Origin of the sequence: Priestia sp. YIM B13490, from assembly GCF_042787735.1 — a bacterium.
Lineage (GTDB): Bacteria > Bacillota > Bacilli > Bacillales > Bacillaceae_H > Priestia > Priestia megaterium.
The window spans coordinates 211827-237615 of the sequence record NZ_JBHZOT010000003.1 but is presented as its reverse complement, the minus strand read 5'-3'; the positions used below and the strand labels follow the sequence as shown (position 1 = coordinate 237615).

The 25789-nt window shown below is 37.8% G+C and carries 22 protein-coding genes; 5 read left to right on the top strand and 17 right to left on the bottom strand.

The window, feature by feature from the left end:
- Positions 1-168 precede the first annotated feature (168 nt).
- The gene (locus tag ACFX4R_RS11080; RefSeq protein WP_340447550.1) at positions 169-573 is read left to right on the top strand and encodes a hypothetical protein; all 405 of its coding nucleotides are present in this window, start codon (positions 169-171) and stop codon (positions 571-573) included.
- A gap of 27 nt (positions 574-600) precedes the next feature.
- Here ACFX4R_RS11080 and ACFX4R_RS11075 read toward each other — a convergent pair whose 3' ends face one another.
- The 7 genes from ACFX4R_RS11075 to ACFX4R_RS11045 all read right to left on the bottom strand — a co-directional run bounded on the left by ACFX4R_RS11075 (position 601) and on the right by ACFX4R_RS11045 (position 10574).
- Positions 601-2091 carry a peptide MFS transporter gene (locus ACFX4R_RS11075; protein ID WP_016763874.1) on the bottom strand — a complete coding sequence of 497 codons (1491 nt, stop codon included), beginning with the start codon at positions 2089-2091 and terminating at the stop codon, positions 601-603.
- 528 nt (positions 2092-2619) lie between these two features.
- Positions 2620-3984 carry an allantoinase gene (locus ACFX4R_RS11070; protein ID WP_377569563.1) on the bottom strand — a complete coding sequence of 455 codons (1365 nt, stop codon included), beginning with the start codon at positions 3982-3984 and terminating at the stop codon, positions 2620-2622.
- Positions 3985-4506: 522 nt separating this feature from the next.
- Positions 4507-5934 (bottom strand): sensor histidine kinase, encoded by a 1428-nt coding sequence (locus ACFX4R_RS11065; protein ID WP_043982080.1) that lies wholly within the window; start codon positions 5932-5934, stop codon positions 4507-4509.
- Positions 5924-6598 carry a response regulator transcription factor gene (locus ACFX4R_RS11060; RefSeq protein WP_013056756.1) on the bottom strand — a complete coding sequence of 225 codons (675 nt, stop codon included), beginning with the start codon at positions 6596-6598 and terminating at the stop codon, positions 5924-5926. Before ACFX4R_RS11060 ends, ACFX4R_RS11065 begins: the two co-directional genes overlap by 11 nt.
- A gap of 364 nt (positions 6599-6962) precedes the next feature.
- Complete coding sequence (locus ACFX4R_RS11055) at positions 6963-7838, bottom strand: peptidylprolyl isomerase (RefSeq protein WP_043982079.1); 876 nt, start codon at positions 7836-7838, stop codon at positions 6963-6965.
- 25 nt (positions 7839-7863) lie between these two features.
- Positions 7864-8865, bottom strand: coding sequence for an acyltransferase family protein (locus tag ACFX4R_RS11050; protein ID WP_043982078.1), 1002 nt, complete (start codon positions 8863-8865; stop codon positions 7864-7866).
- Between the two features lie 296 nt (positions 8866-9161).
- A complete protein-coding gene (locus tag ACFX4R_RS11045; protein ID WP_025752074.1) occupies positions 9162-10574 on the bottom strand; it encodes an amino acid permease in 1413 nt (470 codons plus the stop codon).
- 362 nt (positions 10575-10936) lie between these two features.
- Here ACFX4R_RS11045 and ACFX4R_RS11040 point away from each other — a divergent pair, with 362 nt between their 5' ends.
- Complete coding sequence (locus tag ACFX4R_RS11040; RefSeq protein WP_034275912.1) at positions 10937-11590, top strand: GntR family transcriptional regulator; 654 nt, start codon at positions 10937-10939, stop codon at positions 11588-11590.
- Between the two features lie 179 nt (positions 11591-11769).
- Here the strand turns inward: ACFX4R_RS11040 and nhaC are convergent, their stop codons facing one another.
- Positions 11770-13176, bottom strand: coding sequence for a Na+/H+ antiporter NhaC (gene nhaC / locus ACFX4R_RS11035; protein WP_043982077.1), 1407 nt, complete (start codon positions 13174-13176; stop codon positions 11770-11772).
- A gap of 322 nt (positions 13177-13498) precedes the next feature.
- Here nhaC and msrA point away from each other — a divergent pair, with 322 nt between their 5' ends.
- Positions 13499-14416, top strand: coding sequence for a peptide-methionine (S)-S-oxide reductase MsrA (gene msrA / locus ACFX4R_RS11030; protein ID WP_043982076.1), 918 nt, complete (start codon positions 13499-13501; stop codon positions 14414-14416).
- Positions 14417-14419: 3 nt separating this feature from the next.
- Here the strand turns inward: msrA and ACFX4R_RS11025 are convergent, their stop codons facing one another.
- On the bottom strand, positions 14420-15115 hold the full coding sequence (locus ACFX4R_RS11025) for a YqjF family protein (protein WP_043982075.1): 696 nt from the start codon (positions 15113-15115) through the stop codon (positions 14420-14422).
- 19 nt (positions 15116-15134) lie between these two features.
- Positions 15135-16088, bottom strand: coding sequence for an NAD(P)/FAD-dependent oxidoreductase (locus ACFX4R_RS11020; RefSeq protein WP_043982074.1), 954 nt, complete (start codon positions 16086-16088; stop codon positions 15135-15137).
- A gap of 199 nt (positions 16089-16287) precedes the next feature.
- Between ACFX4R_RS11020 and ACFX4R_RS11015 the strand changes: the two genes are divergently transcribed.
- Positions 16288-16620: a hypothetical protein gene (locus ACFX4R_RS11015; protein WP_043982072.1), complete on the top strand. Its 333-nt coding sequence runs from the start codon at positions 16288-16290 to the stop codon at positions 16618-16620.
- Between the two features lie 35 nt (positions 16621-16655).
- Here the strand turns inward: ACFX4R_RS11015 and motB are convergent, their stop codons facing one another.
- The 3 genes from motB to ACFX4R_RS11000 form a co-directional block, all read right to left on the bottom strand.
- Positions 16656-17489, bottom strand: a complete 834-nt coding sequence (motB, locus tag ACFX4R_RS11010; RefSeq protein WP_162214112.1) for a flagellar motor protein MotB — start codon at positions 17487-17489, stop codon at positions 16656-16658.
- Entirely contained in the window at positions 17482-18276 is a 795-nt protein-coding gene (motA, locus tag ACFX4R_RS11005; protein WP_013056745.1) for a flagellar motor stator protein MotA, read from the bottom strand. Before motA ends, motB begins: the two co-directional genes overlap by 8 nt.
- Before the next feature lie 129 nt (positions 18277-18405).
- Positions 18406-18549: a hypothetical protein gene (locus ACFX4R_RS11000; RefSeq protein WP_014460421.1), complete on the bottom strand. Its 144-nt coding sequence runs from the start codon at positions 18547-18549 to the stop codon at positions 18406-18408.
- A gap of 140 nt (positions 18550-18689) precedes the next feature.
- Here ACFX4R_RS11000 and ACFX4R_RS10995 point away from each other — a divergent pair, with 140 nt between their 5' ends.
- Complete coding sequence (locus ACFX4R_RS10995; RefSeq protein WP_013082883.1) at positions 18690-18968, top strand: hypothetical protein; 279 nt, start codon at positions 18690-18692, stop codon at positions 18966-18968.
- A gap of 13 nt (positions 18969-18981) precedes the next feature.
- Here the strand turns inward: ACFX4R_RS10995 and ACFX4R_RS10990 are convergent, their stop codons facing one another.
- The 4 genes from ACFX4R_RS10990 to pulA all read right to left on the bottom strand — a co-directional run bounded on the left by ACFX4R_RS10990 (position 18982) and on the right by pulA (position 25758).
- On the bottom strand, positions 18982-19641 hold the full coding sequence (locus ACFX4R_RS10990; protein ID WP_043982069.1) for a serine/threonine-protein kinase: 660 nt from the start codon (positions 19639-19641) through the stop codon (positions 18982-18984).
- A gap of 119 nt (positions 19642-19760) precedes the next feature.
- Positions 19761-21047 (bottom strand): cytochrome P450, encoded by a 1287-nt coding sequence (locus ACFX4R_RS10985; protein WP_080781701.1) that lies wholly within the window; start codon positions 21045-21047, stop codon positions 19761-19763.
- Between the two features lie 107 nt (positions 21048-21154).
- Positions 21155-22648: an aldehyde dehydrogenase family protein gene (locus ACFX4R_RS10980; RefSeq protein ID WP_013082880.1), complete on the bottom strand. Its 1494-nt coding sequence runs from the start codon at positions 22646-22648 to the stop codon at positions 21155-21157.
- 128 nt (positions 22649-22776) lie between these two features.
- A complete protein-coding gene (pulA, locus tag ACFX4R_RS10975; RefSeq protein ID WP_377569560.1) occupies positions 22777-25758 on the bottom strand; it encodes a type I pullulanase in 2982 nt (993 codons plus the stop codon).
- Positions 25759-25789 lie beyond the last annotated feature (31 nt).

The following is a 25789-nucleotide window of genomic DNA, read 5'->3' as shown; positions in this document are numbered from 1 at the left end:
AAATGTTTAATTATAAAAAATTTATTTTGAAATAATTTTAGTTTACCTATAAAGAATATTTTTTATTTTTTTGTCTATGCTGATTAATGAATTACTATGAATATTTCTTCCTTTCTATCTATACATATTAACTACATAGTTCTTTTTTATAATAATGGAGGTTATTGTATGTTAAAACCAGATACGGCTATTATTTTTGGATTTCTTATCGAAGAAGCGGCCAGTCGATTAGACGATCAAGAGATTAAAGAAATTGCGGCTAAAGAGCTAGAAAATGGAGAATTGGTGTTTGAAGAAGCGAGTTATTTTTATAAACGCTTTTTTATCCCTGCTTCCTTTGAATTAAGACAAGCTCTTCGCCGAGAGGTCTTATCGCTTCATTTAACATTAAATCAAATCAAAAATGCTCATGGCAACGGATCTATGTCTAAAATTGCTCATATGCATCAAATTATTGCAGAAACTGAAAAATCAACAAACGAACTTAACAGACTTTTAAATCTTGCGTTCTATGAGGGTGAGGACGATCAGACCTACGCCTCCTTCATGAATATTTTTTCAAATAAATCATAAAAAAACCGTCCTTAAGGACGGTTTTTCTTATTGAACACCTTTCATTAAACGCTGAATTTTTGGCGAAATCATTAGCACAATTACACCTAAAATGACCGACACTCCGCCCAATGCAGCAAAATAAACAACTTGCGAAATGTTTTCATAGTATTGAACAAGCTGAGCATTGATTGCCTGCGCCGCTGCGCTTGTTAGGAACCATAAACTCATCGTCTGAGCAGAAAACGCTGCAGGTGCTAGTTTTGTTGTAGTTGATAGCCCTACTGGTGATAAACAAAGCTCTCCAACTACAACTAAGAAGAAGCTTAGCACTAGCCATAGCGGGCTCGCTAACGTTTCATTTCCATGAATGCTAGCCGGGATAACCATGACAAGGAAAGAAAGCCCTGCAAATAAAAGTCCTAACGAAAACTTCTTTGGTGTAGAAGGCTGTCTGTTTCCTAATTTTACCCAAACCGCTGCAAAAACTGGCGCAAATATAATAATGAATAGCGGATTTAACGATTGGAACCAGCCAACTGGAATTTTAAAACCACCATACGTTAGCTGCGTATGATCTTTTGCATATGTTGCTAAAATTGTTGATCCCTGCTCTTGAATCGCCCAGAACATTACTCCAGAGATAAAAAGAGGAATGTACGCTAATACGCGTGAACGCTCATCAGCTGTTGTCTTGGGGCTCTTATACATAACAACAAAGTAAATAATAGGAATAACAATCGCTAAAATACTTACAAATAAAATAACGCCTTCAACAGTTAAAATGCCCGCTAAAGAAGTCAGTACAATAAAGATTGCCAGTACAACTACAGCAAGTGCAATGGTACCAAAAACTTTTTTACGTTCTTCTGGTTTTAAAGGGTTTGGAACTTGTCTGCCTGCACGACCTAGGTTTTTGCCTCGTGTAGCCATAAATACGATTAGACCTAAAAGCATTCCTACTGCCGCGATTCCAAAACCTAAGTGGTAGTTATACTTTTCACCTACTGTTGAAACAACTAGCGGCGCGATAAATGCTCCAGCATTTACACCCATATAGAAGATACTAAATCCAGCATCTCGACGGTTATCAGTAGGGCTATACATATCGCCCACAACGCTTGAAACGTTTGGTTTTAATAAACCTGTTCCGATAATAATTAAGAACATTGAAATAAACAGCGCGGTTACACCTGCTGGCAACGCAAGCACTAGATGGCCGAGCATAATAAATATACCACCGTAAAACACCGTATTAGACGTACCTAAAATGCGGTCTGCAATCCAACCGCCAATAATTCCAGACATATAAACAAGGGAACCATAAATAGAAAAGATCGCTAAAGCGGTTCCTTGTTCCATTCCTAATCCACCGTTTGCAATTGTATCGTACATGTACAATACAAGTAGCGCACGCATTCCATAGTATGAAAAACGCTCCCAGAATTCTGTAAAGAACAAGGTAAATAACCCTTTAGGATGTCCGAAGAATCCTTTTTGAGGAACTGTTTCATACACTTTTTCTCTCTCTACCGACATATTCCTTAACCTCTCTTTCAACCGTAAACCACCATAGACAAAACTGTCAAAAAATTATGATGATATAAAAAAATAGAAACAAGAAAATTTTATTCTTATAAAATGATTCTGTCAATATCAGAATTTTACAATGAGTGCATAAAATACGGTTTTCCATCATAAAATTGTACCTATAAAAAGCTTTAAATCAAGATTTCTTTTCTTGAAATACCTTTTTGAAAATTTTTTTATACAAAACCCTTGATTACAAAGCATCTGATTATCTACTTTTCATACAACCAGATAATATTTTTCTTTTTGGGAATTTTTTCTCTATATTAAAAAAGAAACTTTATTATTTTTTCATTATGCTTCCCTCAATCGAAAATATACTTTTTCAGAATAATAAAAACCTCTTTAAAAATATCTGTTTTGTTATAGTAGATACTCATTTTCCCCCTATGTATTACCTTTAATATAAGTCATCCTCATTTTTTTATGTAAAAAAAGAGATAAAAGGTTTATTTTTTATCTCTTTTTTCACTGTACCTACAATTTTACGTATTCACCGTTTACCATTTGTCCTTTGTGAAGAGGAAACACACCTTCTTCTTTATTGTATACAATCGTTCCTCTATTAATGGTAGTTAAAATAACGCTATTAAATACCGTTCCTTCATATATACTGTGCTTATGTTTGAAAACCATTCCTTCTTTTGTCACTTTTTCAGTTTGATCCAGATCAACGATAACCAAATCCGCATCTGATCCCAGCAAGATGCTTCCTTTTTTAGGGTATAAACCGAATCGTTTAGCTGGATTCGTTGATACAAGCTTTGAAATGTGAGGAAGAGAAATCCCTCTAGTGATGGCTCCCTCACTAATCATTGCTTGCAAAGAGTACTGACCGCCTGATATTCCACCCCAAACTTTAAATAAATCATTCTGATGAGCTGTTTTTAACTCAATCGGACAAGGAGAATGATCCGAAGAAATCATATCTACTTCCTCTGATTGAATACAAGCCCATAATTTTTCTTTTTGACTCCTACTGCGAAGAGGAGGTGCACACTTAGCCGTTACGCCAATTTCTTCAAAGTCTTCCTCTGTAAAAAGTAAATAATGCGGACAAGTTTCAAGCGTAACGTTCATTCCATTCTTCTTTGCTTCCGTAATAAGCTGCACTGCTTCAGAGCTGCTAATGTGTACAAAGTGAAGCGGACATCCCGTTTCTTCACCGTACTCAAGCGCTTGCTTTACTGCGTTTACTTCTGCTACAATCGGTCGCGTTTCTAAATAATCTTTAATAGCAGTTTGCTTTTGCTTCTGTTTAGCCTGTTCAAGCTTTTGTATTAAGTCATTTCTTTCAGCATGCAGGGCAAGCACTTTATTTAGTTTTGCAATCTCTTTCATTCCTTCATATAATGTGAGGTCATCTGAGAAATCAAATTCAGAACCGGCTTCTGACATAAATGCTTTAAAACCTATTACACCCGAATGAGCCATTTTGGCTAATTCTCCTTTATTACCAGGAACCAACCCTCCCCATAGACCATAATCTACTACTGACTTTTGATCAGCCAGCTTTTTCTTTTCCCACAGAGCTGCTTCTGTTACGGTAGGAGGAACGCCGTTTAAAGGCATATCAAAATATGTAGTGCAGCCTCCTGCGGCCATAGATGCTGAACCGTAGTCAAACCCTTCCCAATGGTCTCGGCTCGGTTCATCAAAATGCACGTGAATATCAATCATTCCAGGCAGAACATATTTGCCTTTAGCATCTACGTATTTTTTTGCTGGTATGCTAACATCTTGCGCTATTTCTGCAATCTTTCCTTTTTTAATCCCTATATCCGCTTTTACTATTTCGTCTTCTAATACGACCGAACCATCCCGAATAATTAAATCGTACATGTTATCAAACTCCCCTTTATTTAACTACTCCATTTTCTTATTAAACGAAGCAGTCTGCTATTGTTCTATCATGCATTGTTTCCTTCAAAAAGTCTTTCTCCTTGTAAAGAAACCTGACACATAGACTGGTTATTACGCTAGTAAATATAACTGAATCATCTGATTTTTACACTCGCTATTTTGTCTAAACTTTTCTTTTTTATTTGGTCACTTTCACTAACTAAAAAGAGATTGAGACATAAATAAATGAATGGACGAACAAATTGGATAAAGGGACAAGTATAGATCGCTTGTGACACTGCTGTTGATTTCCGTGCAAGCCTTTCGTTTCTGCGGGCTCTCACCTCCTATTTCGCTTTTCCCGCAGGAGTCTTCGCCTTGCCTACCAATCAACAGCTAGAAGCAACTATATACATGAAATCTACGTTCACCCTAAACATAAAAAAACCGAACAAGTTTGATTCCTCATCAAGAATCAAACTCGTTCGGATCTTCCTTCAACTAATTTTGTCACAGCCTCTTTTAACTCTTTTTCACTTTTTGTGACATTGGCAACCTTACTGTAAATGTACTTCCTTTTTCTTGTTCACTTTCTACGTCAATTTTCCCTTTATGTGTTTCTACGATCCATTTAGCGATTGCTAAGCCTAGCCCATGACCTCCCATTTGACGAGATCGCGATTTGTCAGCACGATAAAAGCGGTCAAAGATTCGATCCTTTTCATCTGGATGAATCCCAACGCCCGTATCACGTACTTTTAATATACATTCACTTCCATGCTGAACTACTTGAATGTTGACATTTCCATGAGGAGTCGTATATTTAATCGCATTATCTAACAAAATGTAAATCAGCTGAGTTAGACGCTCTTGATCTCCAGTTACCACTAATTTTTCCGGTGTATCCAGCTGCAAATCAATATGTTTAGAAACCGCTAGAGTTTCAACGGATTCCATTACCTTTTGCACCGCATCTGTAATATCAAAGGGCATCATTGCTTTTTCTACTTTATTAGAGTCTGAACGTGCAAGCGTAAGCAAATCACTGACGAGACTCGTCATGCGCTTCACTTCAGCTTTCATATTATTGATTAATTTTTTAGAAAAAGGATCTTCTGTTACTTCCTCCTGCATTTCTAAAGCATTGATAGAAGAAAGCATAACGCTAAGCGGCGTTCTTAACTCATGGGATGCATCCGCCACAAACTCTTTTTGCTTTTGAAAAGCTGTTTCAATTGGGACCATGGCCCGTTTTGACATTAAGCGGCTGATATAAATGGCTACTCCTACAAACAGTACGGTAAGGCTCAGCATAATAATAAGGAGCCACTTTAACAGCTGATAAAGAAATGAAACGTCTTTTCCAATATAAAGCATCCCTAAAAATTGACCTTTATAAAAAATAGGTTCACCCGCCATCATCAAATCAATATCTATTTTGCCTTCCCCGTTTTGCCCTTTTACTCCTTCAATATGTTCGAAACTAGGGCGCGGGGCTTTTATTCGTTCTTTCCTCACTTCATTTTCAATAGGGATCCAGCCATCAATTAAATTTAATAAGTTAGAGCGAAGCCGCTCGCTCGCTTCGTTTCCCATAATAAGGTCCCCTTCAGGACTGATTACGTAATAAAAAAATTGATCTTCACCGGCTACGACAATGTTTTTGTACTCTTCTTTTGACTGTTGATTCGAGCTGTTTATCGCTTGTTTAATTAAGATGCTTTGGACAATTCGGGACTCTTGCTTTAGCATGCTATTTAAGTTTTGTTGCTGACTGTTGGATACAACCACATATACCAATGCATAAACAATAAACACGAATAATAGCAAAAACAGCATTAGTAATGCGCTATATCGGAATGTTAAACGATTTTGCGTCTGGCTGAATAAATCTTGCTTTACTTTTTGTTTTACTTTCTGTTTAGCTCTTGTAAGGAGTTTAGCTTTCAATTTTGTAGCCTACTCCGCGAATGCTTTGAATAAGATCCTGTTTGTTAAATTTCTCTAGTTTTTTTCGCAAAAGTTTAACCGTCGCATCAATCGTTTTAATTGAAACATCTGATTCATATCCCCATACCCGGTCTAAAATAATATCTCGAGAAAGAACTTGTCCTTTGTTTTTCACTAAAAAATCTAGAAGTTGAAATTCACGAGGACTTAATTGAATAAACTCCTCGTCAAACTGTACGGTTTGACTTGCTCTTTTTAATATCATGCTGGCAATCTCTACTTCTTCTTCTAAAATCGGTGCATAATTACGACGAGACAAAGCACGAAGCCTTGCAAGCAGCTCGTCAATTTCAAATGGCTTAATAACGTAATCATCCGCTCCCGCATCTAAACCTTGTATACGATCTTGAACCGCATCTTTTGCTGTTAACATAAGAATAGCTCCGGCGTATCCTTCTTTTCTTAGACGTTTACATACATCGATTCCGTCTCCATTGGGCATCATCCAGTCAAGAATTAACACATCATAATGCGCTTCAGATGCATAATCATATGCATCATTCCCTTCCGTCACCCATTCGACGTTATAGCCTCCTTTTTTCTTTAGCATATAACTAACTAATTCACCTAGCTGCAAATCATCTTCTGCTAGCAGTACATTCATTCCGCGTAACTCCTTCCTTCGATACATGTCGCTGCATCCTTTTGTTTACTTTATTATACAAAAAGAATCAGCAGAAACAAGCTGCCTCTACTGATCTCTTTTCATTTTAAATTCCCTTAGCTATACTCAGCACGGGCGCAAACCGCTGTCCAGCAGTTTGCGTCTTTTGTACTCTTTATGAATGCCTAACGATTTGATTTGAATATGAAGGATTTGATCCATTAACAGTTTCTGTGACCTTTACAACACGCCGGCATATCTCAGCTCGTACACCTCTGTGCTTCAATTGCTCGACGATTTTTTCTAACTTACTATAAGACGCTGTTTGTTTCATATCCATCCCCTCATTTCGTTAAGGTATTATTTATGAATCAAGTTTGTTTGTAATATCATACTTTTTCTTTAGCTTTTGTAACCATGTTGGATACTCTGTTTGGTATTTTTGATCAAGCAGCGTTTGCTTGATTTTTGCTTTGCTATTTTCATATGTTGCTTTTTGCGCTTCTTTTTTGCCTGTTACTTTAATAATGTGATAACCGTATTCTGTTTTAACAGGATCACTTACTTCATTTACCTTCATTGAAAATGCTTTGTTGGCAAAAGCTTCGACCATATCACCTTTTTTGAAGTATCCAAGGTTTCCGCCATCTGATTTAGAAGCTGTATCTGTTGAATATTCTTTTGCTAGCTTCGCAAAATCTTCTCCTTTATCAAGCTTTGCCTTTACTTCTTTCGCTGTCTTTTCGTCTGCTACTAAGATGTGGCTAGCTTTCACCTGTGCTTCTGTAGCTAGTGAATCTTTATTTTGATCAAAGTACGATTTCATTTCACTATCTTTAATATTAATAGTCGACTCGACCATTTTTTTTGCCTCAATATTCGTCTTTAAATCTTTTTTCAGCTCTGACAATTTTACACCGCTAGATGCTAATGCTTGATTTAATGCATCTTCTCCCCCGTACTGACTTTTAAGCTTTTCTAATTCAGCATTAATTTCTTTATCGGTTACTTTAATATTTTGTTTAGCTGCTTCTTTTGAAATGACTTTTTGTTCAATCAGTGAGTCAAGGACACTTGATCCTCCTTGAGCAAGAAGAGCATCGTACAGCTGATCTTTTGTGATTTTTTCATCACCAACGGTAGCAACCACCTTTGATTTATTCATTGCTACGGCACCGATAGCTACTGCAGCAATAACCACAACGGCTGCAATAATCATAATTATTTTGTTTTTAGACATCGTTAAACTCCTTTTCCATTTCTCATTACTTACCTAAACTTAAACTTTTGCGCGTTGGTAACGGTTTAAGCTCAATTAAAGGTCTTGCAATAGTAGATACGTATTTACTCGACAACAACCACGCCACTCCACAAGCTCCAATTAGAAGAATACTGTATCCTTGTACACTTTCTATCCAGTCTCCAAAAGAAGATAGGCGTATATATTTAATCAGAAACCCATGTAGCACATATACATAAAAGGTTTGAGCACCTCGAGATGTAAAGGACATTGTTTGTGTAGGGATCAAAGCTAGAAAGGAAATCGTCATTGCTAAGCTGATGCTATAAAATAGCATACGAATGGTCATTCCCTCTAATTGATTTACACCTAAAGAGGCATAAGATTTTGAACCAAATAACCACTCTTTCTCAAAGTCCGGTGCTATATACTGGATCCATAGAGCAATAATCAGCAAAGTGCCTCCAGCTACTTTTTTGCAAGAAACCGACGTCAACTTTTTAAAATGTTCTTTTTTCATATAAAATCCTGCTAAGAAGAAGGGAAAGAACACAAAGGTTCTAGAAAGGCTTAACGTTGTTTCCAGCGGTTCATATAAGCCAATCATAATCCCTAAAACTGCCGCAACGGCTAAAGGATATTTGATTTTTGTAAAAATGAACAACATGGCGTTCCAACAAAATAAACTCAATAAAAACCATAGCGACCAAGCTGGCTGAAACACTGAAACTTTGAATGTGGATTCATCATACAGTTTATAGTCGTATACCGCATAGATAAGTTGAAAAATAATATAAGGAAGTAATACTTTCTTCGCCATCTTCCACATATATCCTTTTTTTCGATATCCCTTTGCAAAATAGCCGCTTATTAAAATGAACGCTGGCATATGAAAGGTGTAAATAAATATGTAGAGCGTCCGTAGCCACTGTTCATCATTAATGAAGGGAGTTAACAAATGGCCAAATACTACTAATACAATTAAGATAAATTTTACGTTATCAAAATACGCATCCCGCTTAGCCATTTGATCTCCTCCTTTCTTTCGCCTTCTACGAATTTGTACGACGTGCTGCTGCGAATATCTTTTCTTTACATTCCTTACTATACATAGTGAAAATGAAAAAACAGTGAAAACCTTGCTTAGTTCTATTTTTAAATAAGGCGCGGCTAAATAAGTTTGACAAACGGCGCCTCTTTCTCTACTATATAGATACGCACCCTATCCAATTCAATTTCGCTTGTTGCGGGACACTTAACCAGTACGGATGGATAGGGTGTTTTTGTATGCAAAAAAAGCAGAAGACCTAGGTCTTCTGCTTTTTATTTTGCTATAGGCTGACTTTCGTTTTTTCTGTTTCCTTTTTTATTTTTCAAATAATAAAACAAGTAACAAAAAAGGACAAAGGGGATACCGCAGTATAATGCGATACGCTGACTCTCATCAAAAGCCAGTCCTACACAAGCAGCAAAGCATAAAACAAACGCTAAAATAGGTACAATAGGATATAAAGGAGCTTTGTAAACAAGCTTCGATACATCATTCCCTTCTTTAATATAGCGTCTTCTGAACATAAAGTGAGAAGCCGCAATAGCCATCCATACAGCTACAACCGCAAATCCAGAAATAGAAACTAATACTAAGTAAACAGTTGTTGGTGCAACTACGCTTGACAGCAAGGACAGACATGCCACTCCCATGCTGATAAGCAACGAATTAAATGGAACTCCTTTAGACGTTACTTTTCCTAACCAAGTGCTGACCATTTTTTGATCAGATAATGACCATAGCATTCTCGAACATGCATATAATCCTGCATTAGCGTTTGATAATAAAGCTGTTAAAATAACCAAGTTCATGATATCTGCTGCGTAAGGAATACCTATTTGATCGAATACCGTTACAAAAGGACTTTCTAACACTCCTGCTTGTTTCCATGAAATCAATCCAGATAGTACAAACATGGCGCCAATAAAAAAGAAGAACGTACGCCAAATGATATTTTTAATTGCGCGAGGTATGTTCTTTTCCGGATCCTCTGTTTCCCCAGCCGTAATACCAATTAATTCTGTTCCCGAAAAAGCAAAGCTAACAGAAACCATCGTAATTAATACAGGCATAAGTCCATTTGGAAATAAACCGCCCTCTCCTGTAAAGTGAGAAAGCATCGGCGCTTTTTCATGACCGCTAAGGGGAATGAATCCAAACATCGCTGCTGCGCCTAAAATAATAAATACAATAATGGTTAATACTTTAATACTTGAAAACCAAAATTCTGTTTCACCGAAAAAACGTACAGATGTTGCATTTAAACCAAATAATAAAAGGGCAAACAGCGCGCTCCATATCCAAACCGAAACGTCAGGAAACCATCTTTGCATAAGCAATCCAGACGCTGTAAACTCCGAACCGACAGACACCACCCAAGTCAGCCAGTAAAGCCAGCCAACCGCAAAACCAGTTCCCGGCCCGATAAACTTCGTAGCGTATACTTGAAATGATCCTGACACAGGCATTGCTACGCTTAGTTCTCCTAGACATATCATGACTAAATACATAATTAATCCACCGATTAAATAAGCAAGGAGTGTTCCCCCAGGACCTGCTGCATTAATTGTGTAGCCTGAATTAAGAAACAGCCCCGTACCGATAACACCGCCAAGAGAAATCATAAATAAATGACGGCTTTTCATTTTTCTTTGTAACTGATTCATAGATGTTGTATTCTCTCCCATTATGTACCTCCTTTTTATAGTAAACCCATCTAAAAACTTGGTTTATTTACATATTCTCTATAGTCTCTTCTCTGAAAAAGTAGGCTCTATTTCTTCGATATGTACAAATTTTGTATATTGTATACAATATACACTTCTTAAATCTTTTTTCGATTATATCATTTTTCAGATTTTTTACAACAATCAATAGTAAAAAATATTTCAATAATTCTATTTTTTATATTCTAACTAAGATTAGACGAAGTGATATGATATGATTATTTTTACACATGTACGTTCTTTCACGCTATTTTTATACTCTCTCATCACCATGACATGATGAGAAAGAACGGCTGATGCGATATTTATTTTAGGGGGAAACAATGAACAAGGGGCCTATGATTTATCATTCATTAAAAGATCATGTATATAACTACATAGCAAGTCAAATTCAAGACGGTACACTGCTGCCTAACGACAAAATAAATGAAGCCAGCATTTGTTCTCAGCTGAATGTCAGCCGAACGCCTGTGAGAGAAGCGCTTATTAAACTGGCATCAGACAACCTATTAGAATACAGACCGCGCAGAGGATTTACCGTAAAGGAAATTGATACACCAAAAAAACTAGAAGTATTTGAAATCGTCGGTGCTTTAGATGGTCTTGCAGCTTCCCTGTCGATTGATCACTTAACGGAAGACGATTTTACGAAGATGGATGAGCTTATTAAAAAAATTGATGTTTCGATTGAATTAGAAAATTATCAGGATTATCAAAAATACCAAACGTATTTTCATCGAGTATATTTGAACCGATGCGGTAATGTGACCTTAAAAGAACAGCTTATATCTTTACAAGACGGATTCATCAGACAAACGTACTTTAGCGATGACAATAAAGAGCTATACGCCATTTTACATGTGATGAATGAACATCACCGCCATATTCTAAAACTTCTGAAGCAGAAAAAAAAGGCGGATGTTCAGCTTTACCTTCAAAATGTCCACTGGAAAATCGAATATCCAGAAATGATTTGATCAAAAAGAGGTTAAGGCATAACTAAATCAATCCAGTCAACAGCTAGAAGCAACAAAATACATGAAACCTACGTTTATCATACCAATAAAAAAATCCGAACGAAGTTGATTCTCCATCAAGAATCTTAATTCATCGTTCGGATCTTCTTTTAACTAACATACTGTTGTCGCAGCCTCTTTTATTTTGCTATAGCAGAACGCTGTTTTTCCTCTTTTACGTACCAAATGAATTTCCCAGTATATCCGTAAATAATCGCCAAAATAATAGAGACAAAGCTGAGCCACATAAACGGCAGATAAGCGAATGTAGAAATCCCAAGCGTTGTAGCTAAAAATACACCGTTGTCCGTCCACGGAACCATCCCTGAAGTTAAGGTTCCCCCTACTTCTGAGTTACGGGCAAGCACTAGACGCTGTATTCTTAACTTGTCATAACTTTTCTCCATAATTTTCGGTGTTAAAATTAATGAAACATACATTGCACAACCAAATATATTCCCTAATAATCCAACGAAAATAGTAGAAGCCGTAACGTTTCCTGAATTGACAAGAATTTTTTCGAATTTAGATAGCAGGACTTCTAAGACACCGAGCTCATCTAATAACCCGCCAAAGCCTAGTCCAAAAATAATGACAATAATGGAACCGACCATGCTTAAAATTCCGCCACGATTTAACAGCTCACTTAAAAATGTGTTGTCGGTATTAATTTTAAATCCTTCATAAGCCGTATTAAATGCGCTCGCCACATCCATATGTTGAAAGACAACTGCCCATATAATTCCTAATAACGAGCCAATGGCAATTGATGGAAGAGAAGGTTTCTTTAATGCTAAAAGGACAATAACAGCCAAAGCCGGAATCAGCATCCACCCGCTGATATGGAATGTATCCAACAGCGAAGATTTTAATCCGTCTACCCGTCCGGCATCAAAATCTTTTCCTCCATACATAAATCCTGTTACCGTAAATAATACTGCCGTAATGACGTAAGCAGGAATATCCAACACTAACATTGCTTTTACATGATCAATAACGTTCACTCGAGCCATTGACGCAGATAAAATGGTACTGTCAGAAAGAGGAGAAAGCTTGTCTCCAAAATAAGCTCCTGAAATCACAGCTCCAGCTACTAAAGGAAGCGGCATGCCTAAGCCTTGTCCGATTCCCATCATCGCGATTCCGGCTGTACCAACCGTTCCCCAAGATGTTCCTGTTGAAATCGAGGTAATAGAGCAAATGATAAGTGTAGCAAGTAAAAAGAATGTTGGATTAATAAACTCTAGTCCAAAATAAATAAGAGAAGGAACAACTCCTCCGGCAATCCATGTTCCAATTAACGTACCGACGGCTAATAAAATTAAAATAGCTTCTAAGCCGTTTGATATTCCTCTTGTAATGGCTCCTTGCAGCTGATTATACGTATACCCAAGTCGTACTCCTAGCGCCATAACAATAAACCATGAAATAAATAAAGCGAGCTGAATAGGTAAATCCAAAACAGTTGCAAATGAAATAACAACTGCTAAAAATAAAGCAAGCACAATCATTATCTCCCACATAGATGGTAAACGGGTTGTGTTCAAACTAGCTCCTCCTAAACTGGTATGTAGATTCTGGAATGTGGTATCGTTTAAGAGCAAAACGTCCTTATTTTTTAATTGTTCCTCTTACTGCTCCAACATATGTATTTCTATGAGTACTTAAACAATAAACTGCATCTTTTTAAGAACATAAAATAAGGATACTCGCGTAAACAATAAGCCATTTTCTTTTATCCAGTGGTCATAATACCATAAGAATGTGCTTTCTTACAAGACTCATTATAAAGCGCTTTCTGTTTGTTTATACATTTTAATATATAAATATATTTTCATTTATTTTATTCAACGAAAAGAGGAAAGTAATATGAAAGAATATGCAACGTTTGCAGGAGGATGCTTTTGGTGCATGGTCGCTCCTTTTGATCAGCTTACAGGAATCAGCAGTATCCGCTCGGGCTACGCTAGAGATAAACAAATCACTTCTAAAGCTTCTGCTCTTGTAGAAAAGGAAAACGAATACGTAGAGGCCGTGCAAATTGTATGGGATCCTTCTCAAATTACGTTTGAAGATCTGCTTAACCTGTATTGGCAGCAAATTGACCCTACGGATTCCGCCGGACAGTTTTCAGACCGCGGACCATCGTATCGAGCCATCATCTTTTATCATAACGAAAAGCAAAAAGAAGCGGCTCTCGATTCTAAAAGAAAGCTTGCCCAAAGCGGACGTTTTAACAATCCTATCGTCACACCTATTTTACCTTTTTCTTCTTTTTACGAAGCCGAAGAGCAGCATCAGGATTATTATCGAAAAAATGCATTTCACTATAAATTATACAAAGAAGGCTCGGGGCGCACTGATTTTCTGACGCAGCATTGGCCCAAGGACCGCTCTTACCTCAAAAAGATCCTAACGCCTATGCAATATTTTGTTACGCAGGAAAACGGTACCGAACCTCCTTTTACAAATTTATATTGGAATAACAAAAAACAAGGAATTTACGTTGACCTTCTAACTGGAGAAGCACTGTTCAAAACGTCAGATCAGCTTCCTTCTCATACAGGCTGGCCCATTTTTAAGCGCCCTATCTTATACGGAAACATAAAAAGAGTGCCGGCGCAGCATTCAACAGCGCTAAAAAGCAAAGAAGGAGATAACTATCTGGGTTTACTTTTAACAGAAGAAAACAGCGAATACTATCAAGTGAATTCCGCGGCTCTGCGCTTTATTCCAAAAGAGAAGCTTAAAGAAGAAGGCTATGAAGATTTTTTAATTTTGTTTTGATACCTATACTTTTTTAAAAGGGTAAAAATAAGCGGTTACTTTCTTTGCGTAGTGTACAGTTAAATCATGATGGTCCGCCGGACGCAAAAAAGGCTGAGTGATAGAATCATCTCTTATTTCACACTCTCCTTTTTGCAGTTCCCAAGGGTCATGATAAAGATCTCCTCTGTAGACATTTCCTTGATGAGTGGTAAATAAGCAGTAGCGCTCTGTAAGCCAATGAGCTAATTCTCCTTCTCTACTGCGATAGGACGGAGAAATACCTCTATATGTAAGCTTTACTCGCTCTTTTTGTGAGTCTCTGTGCGTTCGAACTGACTGAAAAGAAATATGGTTCTGAGTTTTGTTGAATGTCATAGCAGCGTGGTAATAAGGCAAATGAAAAAACTGACGAGCAATCCATACCCCTAGTGGATTGCTTGCGTCTAAACTAAAAAAATAAACGCCTTTTTCCCCTTTATATGTAACATATGTACGCACATTCAGCTCATATAGCCGTGAAAAGATAGGAACTGCGGGCGTTCCTTTAAATCGAATGTCTGTCATCGTAAAAGGCACAAGTGCAATCCATCCTTGACCATCATAGGTGTCAGGCTCTAACTGACTAGGCAATAAAGAAGCCAAAAATGCCGGATCTACAGGCCAATGAATAAACAGTAAATCTTTCCACGTTTGTTTCATTATCCAATTATTTTTCACTTCTTGGTCCCTCCTTTTTCTAGATGTTCTTTCCCATTAATTCAGCGGCTGCCGATTTCCCTGACAAATATGCGCTCTCTAACCGTGAGTGATTTGTTTCGTCTTCCCTTCTTAAAAAAGCATCTCCTGCCACCAGTAGCGACGGCATAATTTTAGCAAAGGGCTGATGAAGAACTTGTTCAGCCTCTGCATAGCGCCATTTCTTTAACTGAATGCTTTTAATATGATTTGCACCTATCCATTCTTTTATTTCATTTTTTATCGCCCGCAGTAGCTCATGTTCATGTTCATCAAAATGTTTTTCTGACCAGTCTTTATTCATATATATGCTAAGAACGGGCGTCTTTGATATTCCTTTTTGCTCATGATTAACGATTCTTTGGATTGTGCCAGAAGGATTCGTGATTTGACCATGATCACCATACAGCATCTCTGTGTAAAGCTCTACGATAGCAACCAAGCAAGGACTAAATTTCAGTGTGTTAAGGATAGATCGCCCCGCCTGTAACCTACTGTTATTAAGCACCTCAATAACCTGAGGAGACGGAGGTGTAAAAATGATATCAGTCGCTTCAAAAATCTCATTTTCTTCTGTATACAGCTGATACCTTCCGTTTCGAAAATCAATAGCTTGAACTTTTCGATTCACGTATACGCGTAAATCTTCAGCTAAATATTTAGCTAGCGCATTCATCCCATTCATACTTTGATACCGAGGATGATGGTCACCAAACCACTTCTTAACCTTTCTATCAGCTATCCATTTATTTACGTCTTGTTGAAATTCATCGGATCTCACTGTAAAAAATTGAGCTCCGTGATCTGCTTTTCCCTCTCCTACTCTTCGGGTAGCCATTCGTCCCCCTACACTTTTACCCTTATCAAGAAGAAAGACCTCTATTCCTTCTTTTTGTAATTCAGCCGCTGCTGTAAGGCCCGCCATTCCAGCACCTACTATTCCTACTCGTCTCATTTTTTCCTCCTTATTTAACGCATTTACTTACAGTATAAAAAAAGCGGAATGATTGAGCTAATTTAAACTGTCTTTTTCATTTAACTGCATTTCTGCTTGTCTCAAAAAAGTAGTCTACGATTCCTTTCAGCTGAGTATACTTGTTGTATGCAAATATATCTTTACCTACTAGCACGTCTATAGATAGGAGGACTGTCATATGATGCTCTATGATATTAAGCACAAAGTATATTACGAAGTATTTAATACAGCTCGCCCTAAAATGAAGGACTCTCACCAAGGTCGAAGCTGGGGATATGTTTATAAAAATCTCAATGGACAACCTACAAAGTTTTGGATTGACTTTACGCATGGACGTTTTATGTACTTTCAAGTTGAAGACAAGTGGTATCGCGTGCAATATTTGCAGTCCAATGATAAGAAAAAAACAGCGGATGTCTTTAAAGGAGCTCTCATTGACTTGATTTTAGATGGAATGGATCTCAAGTTAGTACGAGGAAACTTTGAAAAGAGAAGACTCTTAGCTTTATAACACATAGAAAAACAGCCGTAAAAGCAGTCCTGCTTTTACGGCTGTTTAATTGTACGAGGAGTAATCAATATTTCAACCCTCCTATTTTTCGCTTGTCCCTCTGCTGTATTATTAGATGTCACCGGCTTGAACTCTCCAAATCCTTTTGCACTGAACATGCTTGGATTAAGCTTATCGTTTTTTAAGATAACTTTCATAAAGTTAACTGCTCTCATCACGCTTAACTCCCAGTTGGATTCAAAACCAGCGTTGCGAATAGGTACGTTATCGGTGTGACCGCTAATAATAATATTACGAGGAGGATCAATCACCAAAAGCTCTGAAATATCATTGGCGATTTTTGTATCTTCACTCCGAACATGTGCTCTTCCCGAATCAAACAATACATTGTCTCGAATGGAAATTAAGAGACCTTCCTGGGTTAACGAAGTCTGTAATTGATTTGTTAGGTTTTTCTTTTGAATATACGCATTAATTTTAGATTGAATTTGCTGAAGCTCTTCTTGATCAGCTTCTCGAATGGTTTGCTCTTTTTGTTCGCTCGTTAACGATTGTGAAGAAGCAGGAGACTGATTGGGGGCTGTCTCCACTTCATTTGTTTTTTCCGTACTTTTAGCTGCAGGGGTATTTGAAGGCTGAACCGCTTCTTCAGATTCCTGCAGAGATTGAAATTCCATCACGCCCGTTCCTCCAACGAACGCTTCATTAAATGCGCGAGAAAGGTTCTTAAATTTCTGCGCATCCACTGAGCTCATTGCAAACAATACAATGAATAAAGCAAGTAAAAGTGTAAGCAAATCTGAGTAAGGAAGCAGCCAGCTTTCGTCAACATGGTCCTCTTCATGCTTTCGTTTTCTGCGTCTACTCATTTATGCCCACTTCACTTTCTTGAAGAAGCTTTTTACGTTCCGCTGTTGGCAAATAAGAAGCCAGCTTTTGCTCAATTACTTTTGGCGTTTCTCCTTCTAAAAGTGAAAGCACTCCTTCGATCATCATATACTTTACCTTTACTTCATGTTTCGATTTACGCTTTAGTTTATTTGCAAACGGATGCCATAGTACATACCCAGTAAAAATACCAAGAAGCGTAGCAACAAACGCCGCGCTGATCGCATGTCCTAGCGTATCTGTATCTTCCATGTTCCCAAGCGCAGCAATTAACCCTATAACAGCTCCAAGTACACCCAGAGTTGGAGCATATGTACCTGCTAAAGCGAAAATACTTGCACCCGTTTGATGTCTTTCTTCCATAGCATCAATTTCTTCAGACAACACGTCTCGTATATAATCCGCACTTTGACCATCAATAGCTAAATTCAAACCATTTTTTAAGAAAGGGTCATCTACATCAATAATTTGGGCTTCAAGTGATAGTAACCCTTCTTTTCGAACAACTTGTCCCCATTCAGAAAACATGGATACTAAATCAACGGGCTGCAGCATTTTTTGTTCTTTAAACAGGACACCAAACAGTTTTGGGACTCTTTTGATTTCATTTGAAGGAAATGCAATCACTACTGCTCCGACGGTTCCGACAATAATAATTAAAATAGCAGCGGGATTTCCTAACACAGATGGATTAACCCCTTTGAAAAACATACCTACAATAAGAGAGGCTATTCCTAAAATCAGTCCAATAAAAGATGTTTTATCCATATGTAATTCTCCTATCCTTAACTTCCTGTTCTTTCTTTTTGTGTATTTTATCCTCATCTTTTATTTCGACTATTTCATAGAATTTTTAAGCCTTTTATGAATCATATTTATAATTACAGCTTTTCTCTATTATAAAAACACTTTTTTCAACTTTTCATACAGAATATCTGAAGGTCCAGCTATAATCGCTACAATTTGATTTTCCACATAAATAGCAGCCGTCATCTTATTATCAATATCAGCTAAAATGGCAAATCCGACGTTAATGTTCAAGTTTATTCACCTCTGTCACGTTCTTGTTTATTCAACATATAAAAAGAACAGTCTTACCATTTATTTTTCCGTGTCTTATTGACATTTGTAAATTTTATATTAAGATTATGTAAATGAGTTGACAAAATGGAGGTGATATCATGCTACTAGAAAAATACTGTAAAGACACTGATTTATTGATTATCCAGTTTACAATCGAACTAACAAAAGACATTCACGCTAAAATCTCCGCACGTACTTTATTTTATGAAGAACAGGTGATACGTTATGCTGAAAAAAGAATACGTTCTTTCTTACATCCTCTTTCCCTTAAACATACGCTAAAATTTGTCTATCAATCTGAAATACTACAAACCATTCTATTCAAATTAAAACCAACTTTTGAGCAGCAGCATGTATTGCGCTGTATTTCATCTTAAAAAGGAGTTCCCTTTAGCGGAAACTCCTTTTTGATTTGATTCTACGATATAGACGATATGCTTTTCTGATAACGTTTAAAAGCGGGTACGGCAAGCGGATATGGTACTTATCAATAGTCGGATAAAAGGTGTAATAAGCTTTTACAAGGTCTGTCCATTTTTTATCAATACCTTCTTTATAAAAGTCAGAGATATCCACCACATACCCTCTTCCATCTTTCATCATGACATTTTTACCATGCACATCATACGGGTTTAAACCTTGGCTTCTTGCATAGTCCAAAGCTGCGTTCACATCTTTTATGACTTGTTCTGGAATCTTTATTCCCCGCTGGATGGCATCATACAAGGTAACGCCTGTAAGTCTTTTTAAAATCAAGTACGTCTTTCCTTCATGAAAAAGTTGAGAATAAGCTGGGTGAACGCCCAGCTTTCTATACACTTGCGCTTCTTTCTTTACACCATAAATTTCTCTTCCGTATACTTTCACGACAAATTCAGGATAATTTTCGTGCGTAAACACACCCGCATAGTTTCCTTTACCAATAAGTACCCACTCTTTTGTTTTGTTCGTAACTTCAACTGGATCATAGTCACTTTCACTTTGAATCGTAACTTGCGTTAGTAATGATGTTTCAACTAGCGACACTAACTGTTTAATTGTTTTATCCATAGTCCCCTCTAAAAATCCTTCAGTAATCTCTATCAAATATTACCCTATGATAAATCTCAATGCAGGATGTGTCAATAAATTGACAGCCTGATATAAAGAGGGAAAGTATTCCCGTTCATTCAAGACTGCGCGTGAACTTTGTGAACATTCACCTTCAGTTCTTCTTTCATATTCAGCATTACGCCCGCCATCGGAGCAATAGATTCGGGCTCAGTCAGCTGAAATAAAAAGCGCTTTGTCATTTCTGACAGAAAAATGGTTACTATTTCAGTGATATAGTCCATGCCCCTTTCCGCTTGATGCTCAATCCCAAGCGGCATATACATATAGCTTGGGACATCAATGGACCCTCCTTTTTCAAAACGGTCAGGTAAAAATTCACTTGGCTCTAAAAAATAATCTTCATGGCGATGCATCATATAAGGGCTGATTAACATAATCTCCCCTTTTTTGATACTGTAGCCATCTATTTGTATATCTTCACGTGCTTGACGCCCAAATAGCCAAAGAGGCGGATACAACCTCATGCTTTCAGCAATTATTTTGCGCATATAGGTCAGATTTTTGGTTGAAAGTGATTCGCCGCTAGCATAGGCTTGAATTTCTTTATGCAGCTGAAGGTGCTCCCTAGTATTTTGAGACAGTAAATGAATAGACCAGCTGCATACGTGCGTAATCATTTCATACATCGAAAGGAATATAGAATTTAGCTGTTCATATATTTCTCTTTCATCGCTGTCTTCTCCGTAAGAATTCAATATATACTGCAGTAAATCATTTCCTTCGGTTTTGTTTTGAACACGCATTTGAACGCGTTCAAAAAGGAGTTGTTCTAGCTGCTCATCTGAGTCAAGCTGGTGCAAAGGTAGACGAATATAAATTTTGCCTAACTTTTCTTTTTTTCTCATAAGCGCTTGAACATAGTGAATTTTATCTTTCTCCTCAATCGAAATGCCAAATACAAGTTGAAGGAGTACAGCTACGACTATCTGTCTTATGTCTTTTACTATCGTTCGAAGCTGCCCTTCTTCCCACGTTTCCGTATGCTTTTCAATTATTTTTGCGATTGCTTCCTTATTATAAGTTAGATGTTGTTTTAGTTGTGAGGGTTGAATGGGGCTCATATATAATGCTTCATCTGTCCATAACATTTCTTCGCCTAGCAGCGTTTTAAACATATGCGTTAGTTTAATTTTTTGAAACGCCTTGCTGTTTGTAATGACTACATCTTTAATAAGTTGAGGGTCTCTCGTTACATAAAAGCGTTTGTGCGCAACTCTAAATGTTGCAATTTCTCCATACTGAGTCAAGTTTTCCAAAAAACCCAGTGGGTTCTCTCTAAACTTTTGCAGGTGACCGGTAAGCTTATACGACGAGGGGCCCTGTATAACCGGCAATGTTATCACTCCTTTTCTAAAAATGCGGGACTTAAACAAATAAAAGAGTAGTCCACTAAAGACTACTCTTTTTCACACAAAGATATGCTATTGATTTTCACAAAAATTCTTACTTATTATTCCATATTGATCCATACGCTTTTCACTTCAGTGTAGTTATCAAGCGCATAGCTTCCCATTTCACGACCAATTCCCGACTGTTTATAGCCTCCAAACGGGCTTGCTGCATCAAATACGTTGTAACAGTTCACCCAAACTGTACCTGCTTTAATACCATGAGCAATATAGTGTGCTTTCTTTAAATCCTGTGTCCAGACGCCCGCTGCTAGACCATATGCTGTATCATTTGCTTTGGCAATTAAATCATCGAGATCATCAAACGGCATAGCAGCTACAACCGGACCAAAGATTTCTTCACGAGCAATCGTCATTGAATGATCGACATCTGCAAAGATAGTCGGTTCTACGAAATAGCCTTGATCAAATGGAATGTTTCCTCCTGCGAGTACTTCCGCTCCTTCTTCAATTCCTTTATCAATATAGGTTTTCACTCGTTTTTGCTGCTGCGCAGATACAAGCGGACCCATTGTCGTCTCATCTGCTAATCCATTTCCTTGTTTAATAGATTTCGTTTGAGAAACTAAATCAGCTACGACATTATCATATAAGCTTTTTTGGACATACAGACGACTTCCAGCACAACATACTTGTCCTTGATTAAACATAATACCTGAAAGCGCACCAGGAACTGCTTTTGTTAAGTCTGCATCCGGGAGGATAATGTTTGGTGATTTACCTCCAAGCTCTAACGTCACACGCTTTAAGGAGTCGCTAGCTTGCTTCATAATTGCTTTTCCGACAGCAGTAGATCCTGTAAAAGCAATTTTATCGACAAGATCATGATGAACGAGCGGTTCACCTGCTGTTTTCCCGTAGCCTGGCACAATGTTTAGCACGCCTTTTGGGAACCCTGCTTCATCGGCTAGTCGGGCCAAGTAAAGTGCAGAAAGCGGCGTTTGCTCTGCTGGTTTGAGCACAATTGTACATCCAGTTGCCAAAGCAGCTCCGAGCTTCCAAGCGGCCATTAAAAGCGGGAAGTTCCACGGAATAATTTGGCCTACAACTCCTACTGGTTCATATCTTGTATAGTTAAAATACGCTCCTTGCACAGGAATAGTTTGTCCAACCATTTTAGTTGACCATCCAGCAAAGTAGCGGAAATGTTCAATTGCTAATGGAATGTCTGCATTTGATGTTTCACGAATTGGTTTTCCGTTATCAAGCGTTTCAAGCTGCGCAAGCTCCAATTGATGTGTTTCCATTAAATCAGCTAATTTATAAATAAGTCGACTTCTTTCAGCTGCTGACATCTTTGTCCAAGGTCCATGATCAAAGGCTTCTCTAGCCGCTCTGACGGCACGATCAATATCCTCTGGATTTGCTTCAGCTACATCTGCCAACTTTTCACCCGTTGCTGGGTTTACTGTTTCAAACGTTTTTCCTGAAACAGAGTCTACCCATTCGCCGTTAATGTATAGCTGTTTAACTCCTTTTAAAAACTCCACTACTTTCGGACTCATTTCAACTTTTTTCGCTCCAAGATTTTGCATCAAATACATACCTCCCCACGAATTTTGAAAACGCTAACAATGAATATTTTACCATGTTATCTAGTAAAATCAACAATTTCGCATACAATATTCTGAATTTTTCTACATGTATTCTAGTTATCTAAAATTTATCTTACTAGCACAAATGTCGAAAGAGGCGAAACGTTTACTGTATTTCCTTTCACCGTACGGAGCGTTTTTGTTCCTGCCTGCTCGCCGTCAACAAGTAATCTCCACGTTCTGTTAGAAGGCAGATGAACCGTTTGAGCTTGTTTATTTGCATTATGAATCACCATTATTTCGTTTGCTTTATCTTTATTGGCTTTAGCATTTAACGTATAACCTACTACGTTTGCTGGTGCATCAACAAAGCGTAAATTTTGATGAATAGCCTGTGCACTCGTCATTCTAAATGAGGAATATTGCTTTCGAAGCGCAATAAGTCCCTTCATATAATCTACTTCTTGGCTGAAAGCTGCTCGGCGCTTCCAATCTAGCTGATTGACAGAATCGGGTGACTGATAGCTATTATGATCTCCGCCTTTTGTTCTCATAAACTCTTGACCTGCATGTATAAAGTTCATTCCTTGAGATGTTAAAATAATAGAAGAAGCAAGCTTATGCATTTGCTTTTTCGTTTGCTCGGTGTCAGCAGGGTTCGTCAGCTGAAGCTTATCCCATAACGTATGGTTATCGTGAGCTTCTACATACGTCACAACTTGATCCGGGTCTTCATACGTGGCAGTGGAATGATCATAATCTATTCCAGCTGCTATACTTTGCTGTATGAGCTTTTCTTGCCCCTGTTTTCCATTAACAAATCCGTTGTCATGATCAAAAAATACGCTGCCTTTAAGACCATCTCGCATACCGTCATTAAAATGAGCGATGCGCTTCATATCCTGAGCGTTTTTCTGATTAGCTTTTAGCTTAGCATCAAGCTCGGTTCCTAGATCCCAGCCCTCTCCTAAGACGATAATGGAAGGGTCAATTTCATCTAACTTCTTTCTCACTTCATTCATTGTCTTTGTATCGTGAATCCCCATTAAATCAAATCGAAACCCATCAATGTGGTACTCTTTTGCCCAATACGCAATAGAATCTACAATAAACTTCCGAACCATCTTCCGTTCAGACGCCGTGTCGTTTCCAACACCTGTTCCGTTGGATAAAGTTCCATCTTCCTTATAACGGAAGTAGTAGCCTGGAACTAATTTATCAAAGCTATGCTCACTCACTGCATACACATGATTATAAACCACGTCCATTACCATACGAAGCTGCTTATCATGAAGCGTTTGAATCATTTGTTTAAGCTCAATGATTCTCGTCTTAGGATTATATGGGTTTGTTGAATAGGAACCTTCTGGGACGTTGTAATTTTTCGGATCATATCCCCAGTTAAACTGCGGCTCGTTTAATTTCGTTTCATCCACCGTACGATAATCGTAAATAGGCAGGAACTGAACGTGCGTCACACCTAAATCTTTAATATGACTGAGTCCTGTTTTTACTCCATTTGGTCCTTTCGTATTCCACTCCGCTACGCCTAAATATTTTCCTTTATTTTTGATACCACTCTCTTTTTGAGACGATAAATCTCGTACGTGCAGTTCATAGATAATCGCATCTTCTGGATTTTTAAATTTCGGCTTATTTGCACTCCACTTTCTCGGATTTGTCTTAGCCAAATCTACGACAACTCCGCGATCTCCATTCACCGTTGTTGCTCGTACATATGGATCAACCGCTTCGCTCCAGCTGTTCCCAATTTTCACTTTGTACGTATAAATTAGTTCATCATGATTTCCTTTTAACTCCGCTTTCCACGTTCCTTTTTCACTTTTGATCATAGAAATTTCTTTTACAGCTTTGGAGTTCCATGATGAATAAGTCACTAGCTTGGCTTCGCTTGCGGTTGGAGCCCATACGCGAAAATTTGTTTGTTTCTTAGAATACGTGTTTCCTAAATCGTTTCCGCTATATGCATACTTTTCGTCAAATTCTTTCGTGCGAACGACATTTCCATTGACTACATCAGCTGAGCCGTAGCCTTTTTGCTTCACTTTATACGTTTTTGTAACGTCCAAAGGCTGTTTTGTTATGATTTTAACTTTAGTAGTAGCAGCGTCTTCTCCCTCTTTATAAGGTATCACTTTCTCAATTTGAGCTCCGTCAATTTCAATGTCTCCTAAACTCTTAGAAGAGTCAAACGGCACGTTTGTTTCTAAGGTGATTTGATTAAATGTATCCATAGTCGCTTTCGTGATTTTCCGAGTGATATCTACTCCAGCTCTATCATAATAAATTCGATTTTGTCCTTGAACAATCCATACTTCTACATTCCCATCTTTACCAACCTTGGTAATAAAGCGCTCTCGTCCGTCTTTATTTTCCCAATCGCTGTCACTAGTAGAATGGCGTACAATAAAACCAATTTTGTCAAATAAATTACCACTTCCACTGTTAATGGCGTAGGTCGCCCTCTTCCCAAAATTCGTGTCTTCCGTAAATTCGATTTGCTTCCCTTCTTTTTCATCACCTGGCCATGTCCAAATGTTCCACCCGCTGTAATCTCCGTCGTACCGATGATAATTTAAGGTAACGTTTACTTTATCAAACTTCGGTAAATCTCGGTATTCACCGTCAGGAGGAGACGTATATGTATGTTCATCTCCACTTTTCACCCATACTTCTCCTTCACCGTTCTCCACCGAAACGAAGCGGTCTCCTCCATCTTTTTCCCACGACTCTGTTCGAACAATAAAACCTACTTTGTCATAAATACCGGGTAATTCAACTTCCGCTACTTTTCCAAATTGATCTTCCTCTGTAAATACGTAAGGCTTCCCTTCTCCTCCTTCAGGAAAAACCCATAATCCCCATTCCTTTGTATCATTTGGAGCAGGCTGATAGTGAATCGTGATTTTAGTTGAGTCTGCTGCAGATGCAAACGATTGCATAAATGGGCTAAAAAAAGAGCTTACTAGTAAGAGTAAAGCCATCAGTACCATTGCATATTTAGTCCAACTACATTTCAATGAAAACCCTCCCGTAAAATAAAGTACGTACACATTTTTCACTATAACCTTTTTTGAAAGCGTTATCATAAGTATTTTTTCCTATTTTATGTCGATAAAG

Bases quoted from the DNA above. Each gene is read 5' to 3' on its own strand.
- ACFX4R_RS11080 (WP_340447550.1), top strand. From the start codon at position 169: ATGTTAAAACCAGATACGGCTATTATTTTTGGATTTCTTATCGAAGAA.
- ACFX4R_RS11075 (WP_016763874.1), bottom strand. From the start codon at position 2,091: ATGTCGGTAGAGAGAGAAAAAGTGTATGAAACAGTTCCTCAAAAAGGA.
- ACFX4R_RS11070 (WP_377569563.1), bottom strand. From the start codon at position 3,984: ATGTACGATTTAATTATTCGGGATGGTTCGGTCGTATTAGAAGACGAA.
- ACFX4R_RS11060 (WP_013056756.1), bottom strand. From the start codon at position 6,598: ATGAATGTACTGCTAGCAGAAGATGATTTGCAGCTAGGTGAATTAGTT.
- ACFX4R_RS11055 (WP_043982079.1), bottom strand. From the start codon at position 7,838: ATGTCTAAAAACAAAATAATTATGATTATTGCAGCCGTTGTGGTTATT.
- ACFX4R_RS11050 (WP_043982078.1), bottom strand. From the start codon at position 8,865: ATGGCTAAGCGGGATGCGTATTTTGATAACGTAAAATTTATCTTAATT.
- ACFX4R_RS11045 (WP_025752074.1), bottom strand. From the start codon at position 10,574: ATGGGAGAGAATACAACATCTATGAATCAGTTACAAAGAAAAATGAAA.
- ACFX4R_RS11040 (WP_034275912.1), top strand. From the start codon at position 10,937: ATGAACAAGGGGCCTATGATTTATCATTCATTAAAAGATCATGTATAT.
- msrA (WP_043982076.1), top strand. From the start codon at position 13,499: ATGAAAGAATATGCAACGTTTGCAGGAGGATGCTTTTGGTGCATGGTC.
- ACFX4R_RS11020 (WP_043982074.1), bottom strand. From the start codon at position 16,088: ATGAGACGAGTAGGAATAGTAGGTGCTGGAATGGCGGGCCTTACAGCA.
- ACFX4R_RS11015 (WP_043982072.1), top strand. From the start codon at position 16,288: ATGATGCTCTATGATATTAAGCACAAAGTATATTACGAAGTATTTAAT.
- motB (WP_162214112.1), bottom strand. From the start codon at position 17,489: ATGAGTAGACGCAGAAAACGAAAGCATGAAGAGGACCATGTTGACGAA.
- motA (WP_013056745.1), bottom strand. From the start codon at position 18,276: ATGGATAAAACATCTTTTATTGGACTGATTTTAGGAATAGCCTCTCTT.
- ACFX4R_RS10995 (WP_013082883.1), top strand. From the start codon at position 18,690: ATGCTACTAGAAAAATACTGTAAAGACACTGATTTATTGATTATCCAG.
- ACFX4R_RS10990 (WP_043982069.1), bottom strand. From the start codon at position 19,641: ATGGATAAAACAATTAAACAGTTAGTGTCGCTAGTTGAAACATCATTA.
- ACFX4R_RS10980 (WP_013082880.1), bottom strand. From the start codon at position 22,648: ATGCAAAATCTTGGAGCGAAAAAAGTTGAAATGAGTCCGAAAGTAGTG.
- pulA (WP_377569560.1), bottom strand. From the start codon at position 25,758: ATGATAACGCTTTCAAAAAAGGTTATAGTGAAAAATGTGTACGTACTT.